The sequence below is a fragment of the Streptomyces sp. NPDC031274 genome, from assembly GCF_055570235.1.
The window spans coordinates 23,306-39,689 of sequence record NZ_JBVIHP010000023.1 but is presented as its reverse complement, the minus strand read 5'-3'; the positions used below and the strand labels follow the sequence as shown (position 1 = coordinate 39,689).

General features: G+C 70.8%; 13 protein-coding genes. 10 read left to right on the top strand and 3 right to left on the bottom strand.

All coding sequences use genetic code 11. The features are described 5' to 3' along the window. Window positions 1-2 precede the first annotated feature (2 nt). The 5 genes from pucD (at window position 3) to ACZ5CR_RS31455 (ending at window position 8,045) form a co-directional block, all read left to right on the top strand. The gene (gene pucD / locus ACZ5CR_RS31475) at window positions 3-2,393 is read left to right on the top strand and encodes a xanthine dehydrogenase subunit D (RefSeq protein WP_468863656.1); all 2,391 of its coding nucleotides are present in this window, start codon (window positions 3-5) and stop codon (window positions 2,391-2,393) included. Window positions 2,394-2,682: 289 nt separating this feature from the next. Next, on the top strand, window positions 2,683-4,161 hold the full coding sequence (locus tag ACZ5CR_RS31470; RefSeq protein WP_468863654.1) for an NCS2 family permease: 1,479 nt from the start codon (window positions 2,683-2,685) through the stop codon (window positions 4,159-4,161). Window positions 4,162-4,201: 40 nt separating this feature from the next. Further along, complete coding sequence (locus tag ACZ5CR_RS31465; RefSeq protein ID WP_468863653.1) at window positions 4,202-5,359, top strand: XdhC family protein; 1,158 nt, start codon at window positions 4,202-4,204, stop codon at window positions 5,357-5,359. A gap of 61 nt (window positions 5,360-5,420) precedes the next feature. Beyond that, window positions 5,421-6,647 carry an FAD-dependent monooxygenase gene (locus ACZ5CR_RS31460; protein ID WP_468863859.1) on the top strand — a complete coding sequence of 409 codons (1,227 nt, stop codon included), beginning with the start codon at window positions 5,421-5,423 and terminating at the stop codon, window positions 6,645-6,647. Between the two features lie 168 nt (window positions 6,648-6,815). Continuing rightward, the gene (locus tag ACZ5CR_RS31455; RefSeq protein ID WP_468863651.1) at window positions 6,816-8,045 is read left to right on the top strand and encodes a cytochrome P450 family protein; all 1,230 of its coding nucleotides are present in this window, start codon (window positions 6,816-6,818) and stop codon (window positions 8,043-8,045) included. A 46-nt stretch (window positions 8,046-8,091) separates the two neighbouring features. Here ACZ5CR_RS31455 and ACZ5CR_RS31450 read toward each other — a convergent pair whose 3' ends face one another. From ACZ5CR_RS31450 to ACZ5CR_RS31440, 3 genes are all read right to left on the bottom strand, one after another. Beyond that, a complete protein-coding gene (locus ACZ5CR_RS31450) occupies window positions 8,092-8,571 on the bottom strand; it encodes an SRPBCC family protein (protein WP_468863649.1) in 480 nt (159 codons plus the stop codon). A gap of 71 nt (window positions 8,572-8,642) precedes the next feature. Then, complete coding sequence (locus tag ACZ5CR_RS31445) at window positions 8,643-9,446, bottom strand: polysaccharide deacetylase family protein (RefSeq protein WP_468863648.1); 804 nt, start codon at window positions 9,444-9,446, stop codon at window positions 8,643-8,645. 149 nt (window positions 9,447-9,595) lie between these two features. After that, the gene (locus ACZ5CR_RS31440) at window positions 9,596-11,107 is read right to left on the bottom strand and encodes an aminopeptidase P family protein (RefSeq protein WP_468863647.1); all 1,512 of its coding nucleotides are present in this window, start codon (window positions 11,105-11,107) and stop codon (window positions 9,596-9,598) included. Window positions 11,108-11,217: 110 nt separating this feature from the next. Here ACZ5CR_RS31440 and ACZ5CR_RS31435 point away from each other — a divergent pair, with 110 nt between their 5' ends. From ACZ5CR_RS31435 to ACZ5CR_RS31415, 5 genes are all read left to right on the top strand, one after another. Then, on the top strand, window positions 11,218-12,396 hold the full coding sequence (locus ACZ5CR_RS31435) for an NAD(P)/FAD-dependent oxidoreductase (RefSeq protein ID WP_468863646.1): 1,179 nt from the start codon (window positions 11,218-11,220) through the stop codon (window positions 12,394-12,396). Further along, window positions 12,393-12,722, top strand: coding sequence for a (2Fe-2S)-binding protein (locus ACZ5CR_RS31430; protein ID WP_468863645.1), 330 nt, complete (start codon window positions 12,393-12,395; stop codon window positions 12,720-12,722). The genes ACZ5CR_RS31435 and ACZ5CR_RS31430 overlap by 4 nt, the downstream gene beginning before the upstream one ends. A 148-nt stretch (window positions 12,723-12,870) precedes the next feature. Continuing rightward, window positions 12,871-14,292: an FAD-dependent oxidoreductase gene (locus ACZ5CR_RS31425; RefSeq protein WP_468863643.1), complete on the top strand. Its 1,422-nt coding sequence runs from the start codon at window positions 12,871-12,873 to the stop codon at window positions 14,290-14,292. A 74-nt stretch (window positions 14,293-14,366) separates the two neighbouring features. After that, entirely contained in the window at window positions 14,367-15,269 is a 903-nt protein-coding gene (locus ACZ5CR_RS31420; protein WP_468863641.1) for a dihydrodipicolinate synthase family protein, read from the top strand. 60 nt (window positions 15,270-15,329) lie between these two features. Continuing rightward, the gene (locus ACZ5CR_RS31415) at window positions 15,330-16,331 is read left to right on the top strand and encodes a proline racemase family protein (protein ID WP_468863638.1); all 1,002 of its coding nucleotides are present in this window, start codon (window positions 15,330-15,332) and stop codon (window positions 16,329-16,331) included. The last annotated feature ends 53 nt before the right edge of the window (window positions 16,332-16,384 follow it).

The following is a 16,384-nucleotide window of genomic DNA, read 5'->3' as shown; positions in this document are numbered from 1 at the left end:
TCATGGCTGGAACCAAGACCACCACGGGCGCGCCCACCGACGTCACCCAGAAGCACAACGAGGGCGGTATCGGCGAGTCCACGCTCCGCCCGGACGGCACCCTGAAGGTCACCGGCGAGTTCGCCTACTCCTCGGACATGTGGCACGAGGACATGCTCTGGGGCCAGACGCTCCGCAGCACCGTCGCGCACGCCGAGATCGTGTCGATCGACACCGTCGAAGCGCTCAAGACGCCGGGTGTCTACGCCGTCCTGACGTACGACGACCTGCCGGCCGAGATGAAGAACTACGGCCTGGAGATCCAGGACACCCCGGTCCTCGCCCACGGCAAGGTCCGGCACCACGGTGAGCCGGTCGCCCTCGTGGCCGCCGACCACCCGGAGACCGCACGCCGTGCCGCCGCGAAGATCGTGGTCGAGTACAAGGAACTGCCCGTCATCACCGACGAGGCATCGGCGACCGCTCCGGACGCCGTCCTCGTCCACGAGGGCCGCAGCGACGAGTACATCAAGCACGTCCCGCACCCGAACATCGTGCACAACCAGCCGATCGTCCGGGGCAACGCCGAAGAGGCCGCCAAGAAGGCCGACTTCGTCGTCAAGGGCGAGTACACCTTCGGCATGCAGGACCAGGCCTTCCTCGGCCCGGAGTCCGGCCTCGCCGTACCGGCCGAGGACGGCGGCGTCGATCTGTACGTCGCCACCCAGTGGCTGCACTCGGACCTCGAACAGATCGCCCCGGTCCTCGGTCTTCCCGAGGACAAGGTGCGCATGACGCTCTCCGGTGTCGGCGGCGCGTTCGGCGGCCGTGAAGACATCTCGATGCAGATCCACGCCTGCCTCCTCGCGCTGCGCACCGGCAAGCCGGTCAAGATCGTCTACAACCGCTTCGAGTCCTTCTTCGGCCACGTGCACCGCCACCCGGCGAAGCTCACTTACGAGCACGGCGCCACCAAGGACGGCAAGCTCACGCACATGAAGTGCAAGATCGTCCTGGACGGCGGCGCCTACGCGTCGGCCTCCCCGGCGGTCGTGGGCAACGCCTCGTCCCTGTCGGTCGGTCCGTACGTGATCGAGGACGTCGACATCGAGGCGATCGCCCTCTACTCCAACAACCCTCCGTGCGGCGCGATGCGCGGCTTCGGCGCCGTCCAGGCCTGCTTTGCCTACGAGGCCCAGATGGACAAGCTCGCCGACAAGGTGGGCATGGACCGGGTCGAGTTCCGCCAGCTCAACGCCATGTCGCAGGGCACGCTCCTGCCGACCGGACAGCCGGTCGACTCGCCGGCCCCGGTCGCCGAGATCCTGCGCCGCGTCAAGGCCCGCCCGCTGCCGCCCGAGCGCCAGTGGGAGTCAAGCGAGGGCGCGGACGTCCGCGCGCTGCCGGGCGGACTCTCCAACACCACGCACGGCGAAGGGGTCGTCCGCGGCGTCGGCTATGCGGTCGGCATCAAGAACGTCGGCTTCTCCGAGGGCTTCGACGACTACTCCACCGCCAAGGTGCGCATGGAGGTCATCAACGGCGAGCCGGTCGCGACCGTGCACACCGCGATGGCGGAGGTCGGCCAGGGCGGCATCACGGTCCACGCGCAGATCGCCCGCACCGAGCTCGGCGTCCAGCAGGTGACCATCCACCCCGCCGACACGCAGGTGGGCAGCGCCGGTTCGACGTCCGCGTCCCGTCAGACGTACGTCACCGGTGGCGCGGTCAAGAACTCCTGCGAGCTCGTCCGCGAGAAGGTCCTGGAGATCGGCCGCCGCAAGTTCGGCTCGTACCACCCCGCGTGGGCCACCGCCGAGCTCCTCCTGGAGGGCGGCAAGGTCGTCACCGACGGCGGTGAGGCCCTCGCGGACCTGGCCGAGCTGCTCGAAGGCGAGAGCGTCGAGGTCGAGGCCGAGTGGCGCCACCGTCCGACCGTGGCCTTCGACAAGAAGACCGGTCAGGGCAACGGCCACGTCCAGTACTCGTTCGCCGCGCACCGCGCGGTCGTCGAGGTGGACACCGAGCTCGGCCTGGTCAAGGTCATCGAGCTCGCCACCGCCCAGGACGTCGGCAAGGCGCTCAACCCGCTCTCCGTGGTCGGCCAGATCCAGGGTGGTACCACCCAGGGTCTTGGCGTCGCGGTGATGGAGGAGATCATCGTCGACCCGAAGACCGCGAAGGTGCGCAACCCCTCCTTCACGGACTACCTCATCCCGACCATCCTCGACACCCCGACCATCCCGGTCGACGTGCTCGAACTGGCCGACCCGAACGCGCCCTACGGCCTTCGCGGCATGGGCGAGGCCCCGACCCTCTCGTCGACCCCGGCCGTCCTCGCGGCGATCCGGAACGCGACAGGCCTGGAGCTGAACAGGACGCCGGTACGTCCGGAACACCTGACCGGTACCTGACCGGCACCTGATCCCTCGATCTCTCCGGGCGGCGCGCGCCTCCCATGGAACGTCACACTTCCCGACGCCCGTGCCGCCCGGAGAACCCCAGTACCGCACCGCTCGCGGTCTCGCAGCACCCAGCAGCACCCACGCAGCACCCACGCTCTTCGGAGCCCCAGTTCGTCTCGGGCCGTCCCCCGGGTCGTGCGCCCAACGCAGCATCCCAAATCCCGCAGTCTCCACAGGCTCAACCCCTGATCGACCAGCCTGTTGCGGGTGCCCCTTTGAACCTTGGGAGTTAGGCACCATGACCCAGCAGTCAACGGAGCCGAAGACCACGGCAGAGGACGCGGGCAACGGCTCACGCGTCCCGGCCGGCAGGTCTTGGCTCGACCGGTATTTCCACATAACCCAGAGAGGGTCGACGGTCGGCCGGGAGGTGCGTGGCGGCGTCACCACCTTCATGGCGATGGCCTACATCATCCTTCTCAACCCCGTCATCCTCTCGGTGCCCGACGCCACGGGACACCGCCTCGACGGTGATCAGCTCACCACCGCCACCGTCTTCGCGGCGGCCGCCACCACCCTCGTCATGGGGATCATCGGCAATGTGCCGCTGGCCCTCGCGGCGGGACTCGGTGTCTCCGCCGTCATGGCCTTCCAGGTCGCCCCGGAGATGACCTGGGGCAACGCGATGGCGATGTGCATCATCTACGGCGTCATCATCATCCTGCTGGTCCTCACGGGGCTGCGGACCCTGATCATGGACGCGATCCCCCTGGCGCTGAAGCACGCCATCACCATGGGCATCGGCATGTTCGTCACGCTGATCGGTCTGGTCCAGGCGGGCTTCGTCACCTCCATGCCGTCCAAGTACGGCGACATGGGCTCGAAGCCGATCCAGATGGGCATCGACGACAAGCTCATCGGCTGGCCCGTCCTCTGCTTCGCCGTCACCCTCCTGCTGATCTTCCTGCTCCAGGTCCGCAAGGTCCCGGGCGCGATCCTCATCGGCATCGTCGGCGGCACCGTGTTCGCCGCGATCGTCAACCAGGTCGCGGGCATGAGCCAGAAGGACTGGGGCCTGAACGCCCCCGAACTGAACGGTTCCGTCGTCTCGTCGCCCGACTTCGGACTCTTCGGCGAGGTGTCCTTCAGCGGCATCGGTGACATCGGCGGCATCACCGTGGGCGTCATCGTCTTCACCCTGGTCCTCGCCGGCTTCTTCGACGCGATGGGCACCATCATCGGCATCGGCCAGCAGGCCAACCTCGCCGACAAGGACGGCAAGATGCCGGGCCTGAACAAGGCACTGGCGATCGACGGTGCCGGTGGCGTCGTCGGCGGTCTCGCCGGGGCCTCCGGCCAGACCGTCTTCGTCGAGTCCACCGCGGGCGTCGGCGACGGCGCGCGCACCGGCTTCGCGAGCGTCATCACCGGTCTGGCCTTCACGCTGTGCCTCTTCTTCACTCCGCTGGCCCAGCTCATCCCGACCCAGGTCGCCGCCGCCGCGCTCGTCGTCATCGGCGCGATGATGCTGAGCAACGCCCGGCACATCGACTGGACCGACCAGGCCACCGCCATTCCGGTGTTCCTGACCATGGTCCTGATGCCGTTCACGTACTCCATCACGGTGGGTATCGCGGCCGGTGTCATCGCCCACGTCCTGATCAAGGCCGTCCAGGGCAGGGTCCGCGAGATCGGCTGGCTGATGTGGGTGCTCGCGCTCGTGTTCCTCGCCTTCTTCGCGCTCCATCCGATCGAGAACTGGATGGGCGTCAAGTAACCGCTCATCCTGTTGACCACACACCCGTTAGGAGACGGACATGCTGGACATCGCCGAAGATCTGGACCGGTGGGTCGAGCAGGGACGCGACTTCGCCGTCGCCACCGTGGTGGCGGTCGGCGGCAGCGCGCCCCGGCAGCCGGGCGCGGCTCTGGCCGTCGACTCCGACGGCACGGCGATCGGCTCCGTCTCCGGCGGGTGTGTGGAAGGAGCCGTCTACGACCTGTGTCAGCAGGCCCTCGAAGACGGCGAGAGCGTCCTGGAACGCTTCGGATACAGCGACGAGGACGCCTTCGCCGTGGGTCTGACCTGCGGCGGCATCATCGACATTCTCGTCACCCCGGTCCGCGCGGACTCCTGTGTGCGGCCGGTCTTCGCCGCCGCGCTCGCGGCGGCCGCCTCGGGCGAGCCCGCGGCCATCGCCCGGATCACCTCCGGTCCCGCTGAGCTCGTGGGCCGGGCCCTTCTCGTACGTTCCGACGCCGACGCCCCTCATGAGGGCGGGCTCGGCGGACATCCCGAGCTGGATCGCACCGCTGCGGGCGAGGCCCGCGCGATGCTGGACGCGGGGCGCACGGGCACGGTGGAGATCGGCGAGGACGGCTCGCGCTGCGGGCAGCCGCTCACACTCCTCGTCGAGTCGAGCGTCCCGCCGCCCCGCATGATCGTGTTCGGCGCCATCGACTTCGCGTCGGCGCTCGTCAGGATCGGCACGTTCCTCGGCTACCGCGTCACCGTCTGTGACGCGCGGCCCGTCTTCGCCACGGCGGCGCGCTTCCCCGACGCCGATGAGGTCATCGTCGAGTGGCCGCACAAATACCTGAAGCGGACGGAGGTCGACGGCCGCACCGTCCTGTGCGTCCTGACGCACGACGCCAAGTTCGACGTGCCGCTGCTCGAACTGGCCCTGCGTCTGCCGGTCGCCTACGTGGGCGCGATGGGATCGCGCCGCACGCACGAGGCCCGCAACGACCGGCTTCGTGAAGTCGGCGTGAGCGAGCTGGAGTTGACCCGCCTCCGCTCGCCCATCGGCCTCGACCTCGGCGCTCGTACCCCGGAGGAGACGGCCCTCTCCATCGCCGCGGAGATCGTCGCGAACCGGCGGGGCGGCAGCGGGGTCTCGCTGACGGGAGCGCACACGCCGATCCACCACGACGGCTCGCGGCGCCCTGCGGGACGTATCGGATCCGTGGCCTGACGTACCAGGTCTGCTACGTTGCGTTACAAAATGACCACTTTGTGACGCAATGGGAGCATCTGTGAAGGTCGCCTGCGTCGGCGGCGGTCCCGCCGCCCTGTACCTCTCGATCCTGCTCAAGCGGCAGGACCCGTCCCACGACATCACCGTCCATGAACGGAACCCGGCCGGGTCGACCTACGGCTGGGGGGTCACCTACTGGGGCGGCCTCCTTGAGAAGCTCCGCGCCGAAGACCCCGAGTCCGCGCGCGCCATCAGCGAGCACTCGGTGCGCTGGAGCGACGGCATCGCGTATGTGGGCGACCGCACGACGGTCCACCACGGCGACGAGGGCCACGGCATCGGGCGCCACCGGCTGCTCGACATCCTTGCCGGACGGGCCCAAGCCCTGGGCGTACGCGTGGAGTTCGAGAGTGAGATCACGGACGCGGCCCAGCTGCCCGACGCCGATCTCGTCGTCGCGGGCGACGGTGTCAGGAGCGCGCTGCGCGAGCGCCACGCGGGCCACTTCGGCACGGAGGTCGCGGTCGGGCGGAACAAGTACATCTGGCTCGGCACCACCAAGGTCTTCGACTCCTTCACCTTCGCCTTCGTGGAGACCCCGCACGGCTGGATCTGGTGCTACGGCTACCGCTTCAGCGACGAGCAGAGCACCTGCGTCATCGAGTGCTCCCCGCAGGTCTGGACGGGCCTTCGCCTGCACGAGGCGGGCGAGGCCGACGGACTCGCCCTCCTGGAGCGGCTCTTCGCGGGGCCGTTGGACGGTCACCGCCTGATCGGCCGCGCGCAGGCCGACGGCAGCGCGCAGTGGCTCAACTTCCGTACGCTGACCAATCGGACGTGGCACCGCGGCAACGTGGTCCTGCTCGGCGACGCCGCGCACACCACGCACTACTCGATCGGCGCGGGCACGACGCTCGCCCTGGAGGACTCGATCGCCCTGGCGGGCGCGCTGCGGGGGAGCCCGGCCGGGAGCCCCGAGCTCGGCCGCGCCCTCGCGGGCTACGAACGGGAGCGCAGGTCCGCCCTCCTCTCCGTCCAGAGCGCGGCCCGCTACAGCGCCCAGTGGTACGAGAACCTGCCGCGCTACATCGGCCTCGACCCGGCCCAGATGTTCGCGCTCCTGGGCCAGCGACACTCGCCGCTCCTGCCGCACATCCCGCCGCAGTTGTACTACCGGATCGACCGGGCGGCCGAACAGTTGGAGCCGCTGCGCAGGATGAAGCGGTGGCTGGGGCCGAAGGTGGCGCGGACGCTGCACGGGAGGGCGCGGGCGTCACGGGACTGAGCTGGGGGCTTCGCTGGACCGAGCCGCAGGCTTCACGGGACCGAGCCGCGGACTTCACGCGTCTGAGGCAGTGGCTTCACGGGTCTGGGACGGGGAGGGGGTGGACACCTAGAATGATCTTGATCTTGGTCTTCGGCGTTCCGTCCCTCCCCCCACGGCAGGAGCCCCATGTCGCAGTCATCCGCCCCTCGGCAGCCCATAGCCATGGACCCCGCAGGCCGCGACCTCCACGGAGAGGCGGACCGGCTGCGGCAGCACGGCTGCGCCACCCTGGTCGAACTCCCCGACGGCATAACGGCCTGGGCCCCGACGCAGTACGACGTACTGAAACAACTCCTCGCCGACGAACGGGTGTCGAAGGACCCGAACCAGCACTGGCCCGCCTGGATCGAGGGCGAGTTCCGCGAGAGCTGGGTCAACTCGTGGGTGGGCGTGACGAACATGTTCACCGCGTACGGGTCGAACCACCGGCGGCTGCGGAAACTTGTCTCGCCCGCGTTCACCAAACGGCGTACGGACGCGTTGCGACCGCGCGTCGAGGAGCTGACGGCCGGGCTGCTCGACACGATGGCGAAGGCCGCGGACGGAGTGGTGGACCTGCGGGCGTCCTTCGCCCATCCGCTGCCGATGCAGGTCATCTGCGAACTGTTCGGGCTGCCGGAGGACCGGCAGGCGGACACGGCAAGGCTCGTCGAGTCGATCATGGACACGACGTCGACACCGGAACAGGCCGCGGCCACCTGGCAGGAGGTGCATCAGCTGCTCGCCGGCCTCGTGGCCCACAAGCGGGCCGAGCCGGGGGACGACATGACGAGCGTCCTGATCGCGACCCGGGACGAGGAGGGGTCGGCGCTCACCGAGGCCGAACTGATCGACACGCTGCTCCTGGTCATCGGTGCGGGCCACGAGACGACGGTCAACCTCATCGGCAACGCGGTGCACGCGCTGCTCAGCCACCCCGATCAACTGGCGCGCGTGCGGGGCAAGGAGGTGCCGTGGAGTGATGTCATCGAGGAGACGCTGCGCTACCAGCCTTCGATCGCGAACCTCCCGCTGCGGTACGCCGTCTCCGACATCGAGCTGCCGGACAAAACCGTCATCGCCCGGGGTGACGCGATCCTCGCCGCGTACGGAGCGGCGGGCCGCGACCCGCTGCGGCACGGCGCCACCGCCGGGCAGTTCGACGTGGGCCGCGTCGACAAGGAACATCTCGCGTTCGGCCACGGGGTGCACTACTGCATGGGGGCACCGCTTGCGCGCCTGGAGGCGGGGGTGGCGCTGCCCGCGCTCTTCGAGCGGTTCCCGGAGCTGCGCCTGGACGCGGAGGCGGGGAGCACGGCGCCGGTGGGTTCGTTCATCGCGGACGGGTTCGCCTCGATCCCCGTGCGCCTGACGTGAGTCCCGCCGTGCCGCGTTGACCGCCGCCGTCGGCGTCGACCGGCCGTCACGCGCGGGGGCGGGACGGGGGAGAGGAGAGCAGCTCGTCCACCGCCCGCCCGAACATCCATCGCCCGGCCGCCACGAGTGCCCCGTCGAAGATCCGTGGCAACCACCGCACGCGCAGATCCTCCCGCCAGGCCACCGTCGAACCGCCCCCCGCCCGCGGGGACACCTCGATCTCCGCCCACCCCGTCACGAACGACCCACGCTTCTCAAGACGGCACAGGCCCCCACCCCCGCCCCCGTTCCCGCGTGCGTCCCCGGAGGCCGGGCGCCACGTCACGACCTCCATCACGTCGTCGAACCCGAAAGGGCCGATCCCGCTGCGGGCGACGAACACCGTCCCCTCCCCGCTGGGCGGTGGCGTCCGGACGGCGATCCGCGTCAGCGGGACCACGTCGGCATGCCGCTCCCACGCGGTGAGCCGACGCCAGACCTCGTCGGTGGGCAGGGATGATTCCCGGTCGATACGGAAGAGAGCCACACGCCGATCCTGCCAGGCCCCGGAGGCGAACAGCGCCTGTTACGGGCAGTGTCTGCTACGGGCAGCGCCTGCTACGGGCGGTAGATCTTCCCCGACTCCGCCTTGCCCGGCGCGAGCAGCTGGGGCACCGTCACGAAGACGTAGCCGCGCTTCTTCAGCTCGTCGATGATGCCCGGCACCGCGGGCACCGTCCCCTTGTAGATGTCGTGCAGCAGGATGATGCCGTCACGCTGGGTCTGATCGATGACGCGCTTCTGGATCAGGGCGGAGTCGTCGGTCGTGTAGTCCTTGGCGGTCACGCTCCACAGGACCTCCGCGAGGCCTTCCTCGCGCGAGATGTCGTTGACGTCGGGGTTCGTACGTCCCTGCGGCGGGCGCATCAGGGTCGGCTTGTGGCCGATCAGCTTCTCTATCGCCTCGTTGGTCCTGCGCAGTTCCCGGTGTGCCTCGTCGGGCGTGATGTCGGTGAGGATCTTGTGCGACCAGGTGTGGCTCGCCACCTCGTGCCCCTCGTCCTCCATGCGCTTCACGAGTTCGGGGTGCTCGGCTATGTGGTTCTTGCCGAGCAGGAAGAAGGTGGCGGGCACCTTCTCCTTCTTGAGGATGTCGAGAAGGCGCGGCGAGTTCTCGCTCGGTCCCGCGTCGAAGGTCAGGGCCACGCACTTGGCCTTGCGGCAGTCGACGGTCCCGAACTTCCCCCGGTCCTCGGCGCTCAGGGACGCCCCGTCCTTGCGGACGGAACTGGGCGCCGAGGTGTCCACCTTGGTGCATCCCGTCAGGGCGACGGCCAGGGCCGCGGTGGTGGCGGCCGTCAAAGACGCGGCTCGGCGGAACCCTTTGGCGGAACTTCTCATCTTGTTTTTCGCAGCGGACATGCCAGCACTATACACAGCATGTATATACGAAGTGTATAGAGGGGTGGCCGTGGTCGTGGCTGTGGTCACGGTCCCGGTCGTGGCCGAGCGCGGGCCCGTGCGCCGAGCCCGTGCTCCGATGTCGCCGCCCGCCCTGGCGGCTGTCCGCCCTAGCGGCCGTCCGTCAGGCCGCTCATCCACTCCTCGACCGCCGCGGCGCCGCGCGGCAGACCCGCCGACAGGTTCTCGTTGCCGTCGGCCGTGACGAGGATGTCGTCCTCGATGCGGACCCCGATGCCCCGGTACTCGGCGGGCACGGTGAGGTCGTCCGGCTGGAAGTACAGGCCTGGTTCGACGGTGAGCACCATCCCCTCTTCGAGTACGCCGCCGACGTACTCCTCGGTGCGCGCCTGGGCGCAGTCGTGGACGTCGAGGCCGAGCATGTGGCCCGTGCCCGCCATGGTGAAGCGGCGCTGCAGGGCGAGCTCGAAGACCCGCTCGGGATCGCCGTCGAGGAGGCCCCACTCGACGAGCTTGTGCGCGAGGTGGCGCTGCGCGGCGTCGTGGAAGTCGCGGTACGCGGCGCCCGGCTTCACGGCGGCGATACCGGCCTCCTGGGCCTCGTGCACCGCGTCGTAGATCTTGCGCTGGAGCGGGGTGAAGGTGCCGTTGATGGGGAGCGTGCGCGTGACGTCGGCGGTGTAGAGGGTGTGGGTCTCCACGCCCGCGTCCAGGAGCAGGAGTTCGCCGGGGCGCACGGGGCCGTCGTTCTGCTGCCAGTGCATGATCGTGGCGTGCTCGCCCGCCGCGCAGATCGAGCCGTAGCCGATGTGGTTGCCCTCCAGGCGGGCGCGGCGGAAGAAGGTGCCCTCGATCCAGCGCTCCGACGTGGCGACGGCGGTGGCCAACTCCCGTACGACATCGGTGAATCCGCGGACCGTCGCGTCGACTGCCTTGCGCAGCTCGCCGATCTCCCAGTCGTCCTTGACCAGTCGAAGGCCCGAGAGAGCCTCCTCCAGCTCGGCGTCGCGCTCCTCGTCGGTCGTCACGGCCGCGTCGAGTGCGGGGTCGTGGCCGCGCACGATGCGGGTCGGCACGTCGGGTGAGGCGGCGAGCTCGGCCGGGGCGTCGCGGACGTCGCGGCAGGGCAGGCCGAGGAGCAGCTCGGACTCGGCGAGGCTGCGCCTGCGGCCCATCCAGAGTTCGGCCGTCATGCCGGTCCAGAACTCGTCGCTGTCCCTGCTGTCGCGGGGGAGTTGGTAGAGGTGCGCGTCGTGGCCGCCCTCGCCCCCGGCGCGCGGTTCGAGGACCAGTGCGCAGTCCCTCGCCTGGTCGCCGGTCATGTGGACATAGGCGGAGTAGGGGCGGAAGGGGTAATGGTCGTCGTTCGAGCGGGTCTTGAGGTTCCCGGAGGGAATCACCAGGCGCTCGCCGGGGAACAGTGCGGACAGGGCGGCGCGGCGGCGCGCCGCGTGCGGGGCCTGTTCGGCCGGGCGCAGGTCGCGCTGCTCGGTGTCGGCCCAGCCCGTCCGCATCAGGGCGGAGAGCTCGTCGGAGACCTCGGGGTACAGGGTGTTCTTGCGGGCCTTGGGCTTGGCGGACTTGGCGGGCTTGGCGGACTCGGCGGGCTTGGCGGACTCGGCGGGTTTGGTGGGCTCGGCGGGTTTGGCGGACTTGGTCATGGGGGTCACCTCTTCTTCCCCGTTCCGGGGCTCGTGGCGGAGTGCTCAGTGGCGGTTCCGCCAGCCTAGAGACCCTTGGCCCGTAAGGGAACATGTGACATAGTACTGACGTGACAAAGCGGCTGACCTGCGATGTTGTGGTAGTCGGTGCCGGGATGGTGGGCGCCGCGTGTGCTCTGTACGCGGTGCGGGCCGGGCTGTCCGTCGTCCTGGTGGACCGCGGGCCCGTGTCCGGCGGCACGACCGGATCCGGCGAGGGGAATCTCCTCGTCTCCGACAAGGAGCCAGGGCCCGAGCTCGACCTGGCCCTCCTGTCCAACCGGTTGTGGACGGAGCTCGCCGCCGAGCCGGGAGTGGGCGCGGGCATCGAGTTCGAGGCCAAGGGCGGCGTCGTCGTGGCATCGTCCGGTGAAGGGCTCGCGGCGCTGGGGGAGTTCGCCGCCGGGCAGCGCGAAGCCGGGGTCGACGCGCGGGCCGTCGCGGCCGATGAGCTGTACGAACTCGAACCGCACCTCACTCCCGACACGGCGGGCGGCGTCCACTATCCGCAGGACTGCCAGGTGATGCCGTCCCTGGCCGCAGCCCAACTGACGCGGACGGCACGCTCGTTGGGAGTGCGGTTGCTCACCGGCCGGACCGTGACCGCCGTACTGCGGACCGCGAGCGGTGAGGTGTGCGGGGTCCGCACCGACCAGGGCGAGATCCACGCCCCGTACGTCGTGAACGCGGCGGGCACCTGGGGCGGCGACGTCGCCGCCCTCGCCGGAGTGCGCCTGCCCGTGCTGCCCCGGCGCGGCTTCGTCCTGGTCACGGAGCCGCTGCCGCGCATGGTCCGGCACAAGGTGTACGCCGCCGACTACGTGGCCGACGTGGCCAGCGGATCCGCCGCCCTCCAGACGTCGCCGGTGGTCGAGGGCACGGCCGCCGGGCCGGTCCTGGTCGGCGCGAGCCGCGAACGGGTCGGCTTCGACCGGAGCTTCTCGCTGCCGGTCATGCGGGCCCTCGCGGCGGGGGCGACCCGGCTCTTCCCGTTCCTGGAGAGCGTCCACGCGATGCGCGCGTACGTGGGCTTCCGCCCCTACATGCCGGACCACCTCCCCGCCATCGGGCCCGACGCCCGGGTGCCGGGGCTCATCCACGCCTGCGGACACGAGGGTGCGGGGATCGGCCTCGCCGCGGGGACGGGCCACTTGATCGCCCAGGTGCTGAGCGGGGCGGACCCCGATCTCGACCTCGCTCCGTTCCGCCCCGACCGGTTCGCCGACACCGTGCCCGAGGAGTCGCCATGAGCAGACGCACCCCTTTGAACCTGGTCCGCGCCCACCCGGCCCCGCCGCACACCGTCACGTTCGACGGCCGCGAGATCCCGGCCCTGCCGGGACAGACGGTGGCCGCCGCGCTCTGGTCGGCGGGCATCACCGCCTGGCGCACCACGCGCCGGGACGGCGAGCCGAGGGGAGTCTTCTGCGGGATCGGCGTCTGCTTCGACTGCCTGGTGGAGGTCAACGGCCGTGCGAATCAACGGGCTTGCCTGCTACCGGCGGCACCTGGAGACGAGATCAGGACGCAGAACGGCAGCGGTCATGGCGGCGGGGAGACGGGGGAGCAGCGATGAGTGCGTCGCCACTTCGGGTGGGGCCGAGCGGCGTGCCCGCGGGCACGGCGTACCGGCACGTCCTCTCAGGAGCAGGAGCGCGGGTCAATCGGGTGGACGGGCGGGAAGGCTCGTTCGTCCAGGGTCGGATGCGGGGTGGTCAGCGGTGATGGCGGGTGTGGAGGCGCCGCGGACGCTTGCTGTGGTCGGTGCCGGGCCCGCCGGGCTCGCTGCTGCGCTCGCCGCGGCTCAGCGGGGTGTGCGGGTCACGGTGCTCGACTCGGCCGCGCGGGCGGGCGGCCAGTTCTACCGCCAGCCCGCAGGGGCGCTGGGCGCGCGCCGACCGCAGGCGCTGCATCACCAGTGGCGGACGTGGGAGCGACTGCGGGACGGGCTCGCGGAACAGATCGCGGCGGGCCGCGTCTCACACATGACGGAGCATCACGTCTGGTTCGTGGAGCGGCGGGACGATCCTCCCGCAGGCTTTACCGTGCACGCGCTCCTCGGCCCCGGGCAGGAGGAGTCCGTGGCCGTGCACGCCGACGCCGTGCTCCTCGCGACCGGGGGGTACGAGAAGGTCCTGCCGTTCCCCGGCTGGACCCTGCCCGGTGTGGTCACCGCCGGAGGCGCGCAGGCCATGCTCAAGGGAGGCCTCGTCCTTCCGGGGCGTACCGCCGTCGTCGCCGGAACCGGGCCGCTGCTCATGCCCGTCGCCGTCGGGCTCGCCGCGGCCGGTGCGGAGGTGGCCGCCCTGGTCGAGTCCGCCGACCCGAATGCCTTCGCGCGGCACGCGGCCACCCTCGCCGCCCACCCGGGCAAGCTCGCCGAGGGAGCCGGGTACGCCGCTCAACTGCTGCTCCACCGGGTCCCCTTGGCCGCACGGCACACCGTCGTCGAGGCGCACGGCAAGGACGCGGTCGAGGCCGTGACCATCGCCGCGCTCGACACGGCGGGGCGCGTCAGACCCGGCACCGAGCGGCGCATCCCCTGCGACACCCTCGCCGTCGGCCACGGCATGCTGCCGCACACCGATCTCGCCGAAGGGCTCGGCTGCCGCGTCGACGGCCTGAACGTCGCCGTCGACGCCGAGCAGCGCACCGACGTCCCCGGCGTCTGGGCCGCGGGCGAGACCACCGGCATCGGCGGCGCCGCCCTCTCGCTCGCCGAGGGGCACATCGCCGGTCGCTCGGCCGCCGCGCGGCTCCGGGGAAGCGCACCCGACCCCCGCGCATGGGCGTCCGCCGCCAAGTCCCGTACAAGACTGCGGGAGTTCGCCGAGGTGCTCGGCGCCGTGTACGCGCCGCCCGCGCACTGGGCCGAGCAACTCCATGACGACACCCTGGTCTGCCGTTGCGAGGAGGTCCCGGCGTCGGCGGTCCGCGAGGCCGTGGAGGAACTCGGGGCCACCGACGCGCGGACCGTGAAACTCCTGACCCGGGCCGGTATGGGCTGGTGCCAGGGCCGGATGTGCTCGGCGGCCGTCGCCGGGCTCGCGGGCTGCGAGGAGCGGTCCGCGCGGCGGCCGTTCGCCCGGCCGGTGCCGCTCGGGGTGCTCGCCCGCGGCACCGACGAGGAGCAGCCCCCCTCCTGAACCTGCCCCCTCCTGAACCTGCCCCCTCCTGACCTGAGCCCCCATCCCCGCACCGCAACGAAGGGACCACGCCCATGAACGCGCCCGTCGAACGCCCCCGCCCCTGGCACGGCGTCCTCGTCGCCACCGCGCTCCCGCTGAACGACGACCTCTCCGTCAACTACGGCCGGTTCGCCGAGCACTGCGCCTGGCTCATCGAGAACGGCTGCGACGGCGTCGTACCCAACGGATCGCTCGGCGAGTATCAGGTGCTCACCCCCGAGGAGCGCGCCAAGGTCGTGGAGACCGCCGTCACGGCGGTCGGCGGGCAGCGCGTGATGCCCGGCGTCGCGGCCTACGGCTCCGCCGAGGCCCGCCGCTGGGCCGAGCAGGCCAAGGACGCGGGCTGCGCGTCCGTCATGCTCCTTCCGCCCAACGCCTACCGCGCCGACGAGCGCTCGGTGCTCGCGCACTACGCGGAGGTCGCCGAGGCGGGCCTCCCGGTCGTGGCGTACAACAACCCCATCGACACCAAGGTCGACCTGGTGCCGGAACTCCTCGCGAAGCTCTACGCCGAGGGGTACGTACACGGCGTCAAGGAGTTCTCCGGAGACGTGCGCCGCGCCTACCGCATAGCTGAACTCGCCCCGGAACTGGACCTGTTGGTGGGCGCCGACGACGTACTGCTCGAACTCGCCGTCGCGGGGGCCAAGGGCTGGATCGCCGGGTACCCGAACATGCTGCCCGCCACGTCCGTCGAGCTCTACCGCGCCGCCGTGACGGGCGACCTGGCCACGGCTGGCAAGCTCTACCGGCAGCTGCACCCGCTGCTCCGCTGGGACTCCAAGCCCGAGTTCGTGCAGGCCATCAAGCTGTCCATGGACATCGCAGGACGCCACGGCGGCCCCTGCCGCCCCCCACGGGTGCCCCTGCTGCCCGAGCAGGAGGAGGCGGTGCGCACCGCCTCCGAACACGCCATCGCCGCCGGACTCGCCTGACCAGGCCCACCCCCGCATGCCCCCGCACCCGCACCCGCACCTGTACGAAAGGCACCGCACATGCGCAGCAAACTGGTCCTGCACGCGGTCGACTCGCACACCGAAGGCATGCCGACGCGGGTGATCACCGGCGGCATCGGCACCGTCCCTGGCGCGACGATGAACGAGCGCAGGCTCCACTTCCGCGAGCACCGCGACGACATCAAGCAGCTCCTGATGAACGAACCGCGCGGCCACGCGGCGATGAGCGGCGCGATCCTCCAGCCGCCCACCCGGCCCGACTGCGACTACGGCGTGATCTACATCGAGGTCTCCGGCTATCTGCCGATGTGCGGGCACGGCACCATCGGCGTCGCCACCGTTCTCGTGGAGACCGGCATGGTCGAGGTCGTCGAGCCGGTCACCACGATCCGCCTGGACACCCCGGCCGGCCTCGTCGTCGCCGAAGTCGCCGTCGAGGACGGCGCGGCGAAGGCGGTGACGCTGCGGAACGTGCCGTCCTTCTCCGTCGGCACCGACCGCAAGATCACCCTGCCCGACGGCCGTTCGGTGACGTACGACCTGGCCTACGGCGGCAACTTCTACGCGATCCTGCCCCTGGACCAGTTCGGCCTCCCCTTCGAGCGCGACCGCAAGGACGACATCCTCGCGGCGGGCCTCTCGCTGATGGAGGCGATCAACGCCGAGGACGAGCCGGTCCACCCGCAGGACCCCTCCATCCGCGGCTGCCACCACGTCCACCTCTACGCACCCGGGGCCACCGCCCGCCACTCCCGGCACGCGATGGCCATCCATCCCGGCTGGTTCGACCGCTCGCCGTGCGGCACGGGGACGAGCGCGCGCATGGCCCAGCTGCACGCGCGCGGAGAGCTGCCGATCGGCACGGAGTTCGTCAACGAGTCCTTCATCGGTACGCAGTTCAGCGGGCGGCTGCTCGGCACCACCGACGTCGCGGGCATCCCCGCCGTGCTGCCCAGCTTCACCGGGCGCGCCTGGGTGACCGGCACCGCGCAGTACCTCCTGGACCCGGACGACCCCTTCCCCGCGGGGTTCGTCCTCTAGGGCTCTCGCTGGGATACTCCTGGCACGTGACATTGCACATTGCACCTAGGAGG

Bases quoted from the DNA above. Each gene is read 5' to 3' on its own strand.
- ACZ5CR_RS31445 (WP_468863648.1), bottom strand. From the start codon at position 9,446: ATGTCCGCTGCGAAAAACAAGATGAGAAGTTCCGCCAAAGGGTTCCGC.
- ACZ5CR_RS31425 (WP_468863643.1), top strand. From the start codon at position 12,871: ATGGCGGGTGTGGAGGCGCCGCGGACGCTTGCTGTGGTCGGTGCCGGG.
- ACZ5CR_RS31465 (WP_468863653.1), top strand. From the start codon at position 4,202: ATGCTGGACATCGCCGAAGATCTGGACCGGTGGGTCGAGCAGGGACGC.
- ACZ5CR_RS31430 (WP_468863645.1), top strand. From the start codon at position 12,393: ATGAGCAGACGCACCCCTTTGAACCTGGTCCGCGCCCACCCGGCCCCG.
- pucD (WP_468863656.1), top strand. From the start codon at position 3: ATGGCTGGAACCAAGACCACCACGGGCGCGCCCACCGACGTCACCCAG.
- ACZ5CR_RS31415 (WP_468863638.1), top strand. From the start codon at position 15,330: ATGCGCAGCAAACTGGTCCTGCACGCGGTCGACTCGCACACCGAAGGC.
- ACZ5CR_RS31440 (WP_468863647.1), bottom strand. From the start codon at position 11,107: ATGACCAAGTCCGCCAAACCCGCCGAGCCCACCAAACCCGCCGAGTCC.
- ACZ5CR_RS31420 (WP_468863641.1), top strand. From the start codon at position 14,367: ATGAACGCGCCCGTCGAACGCCCCCGCCCCTGGCACGGCGTCCTCGTC.
- ACZ5CR_RS31470 (WP_468863654.1), top strand. From the start codon at position 2,683: ATGACCCAGCAGTCAACGGAGCCGAAGACCACGGCAGAGGACGCGGGC.
- ACZ5CR_RS31455 (WP_468863651.1), top strand. From the start codon at position 6,816: ATGTCGCAGTCATCCGCCCCTCGGCAGCCCATAGCCATGGACCCCGCA.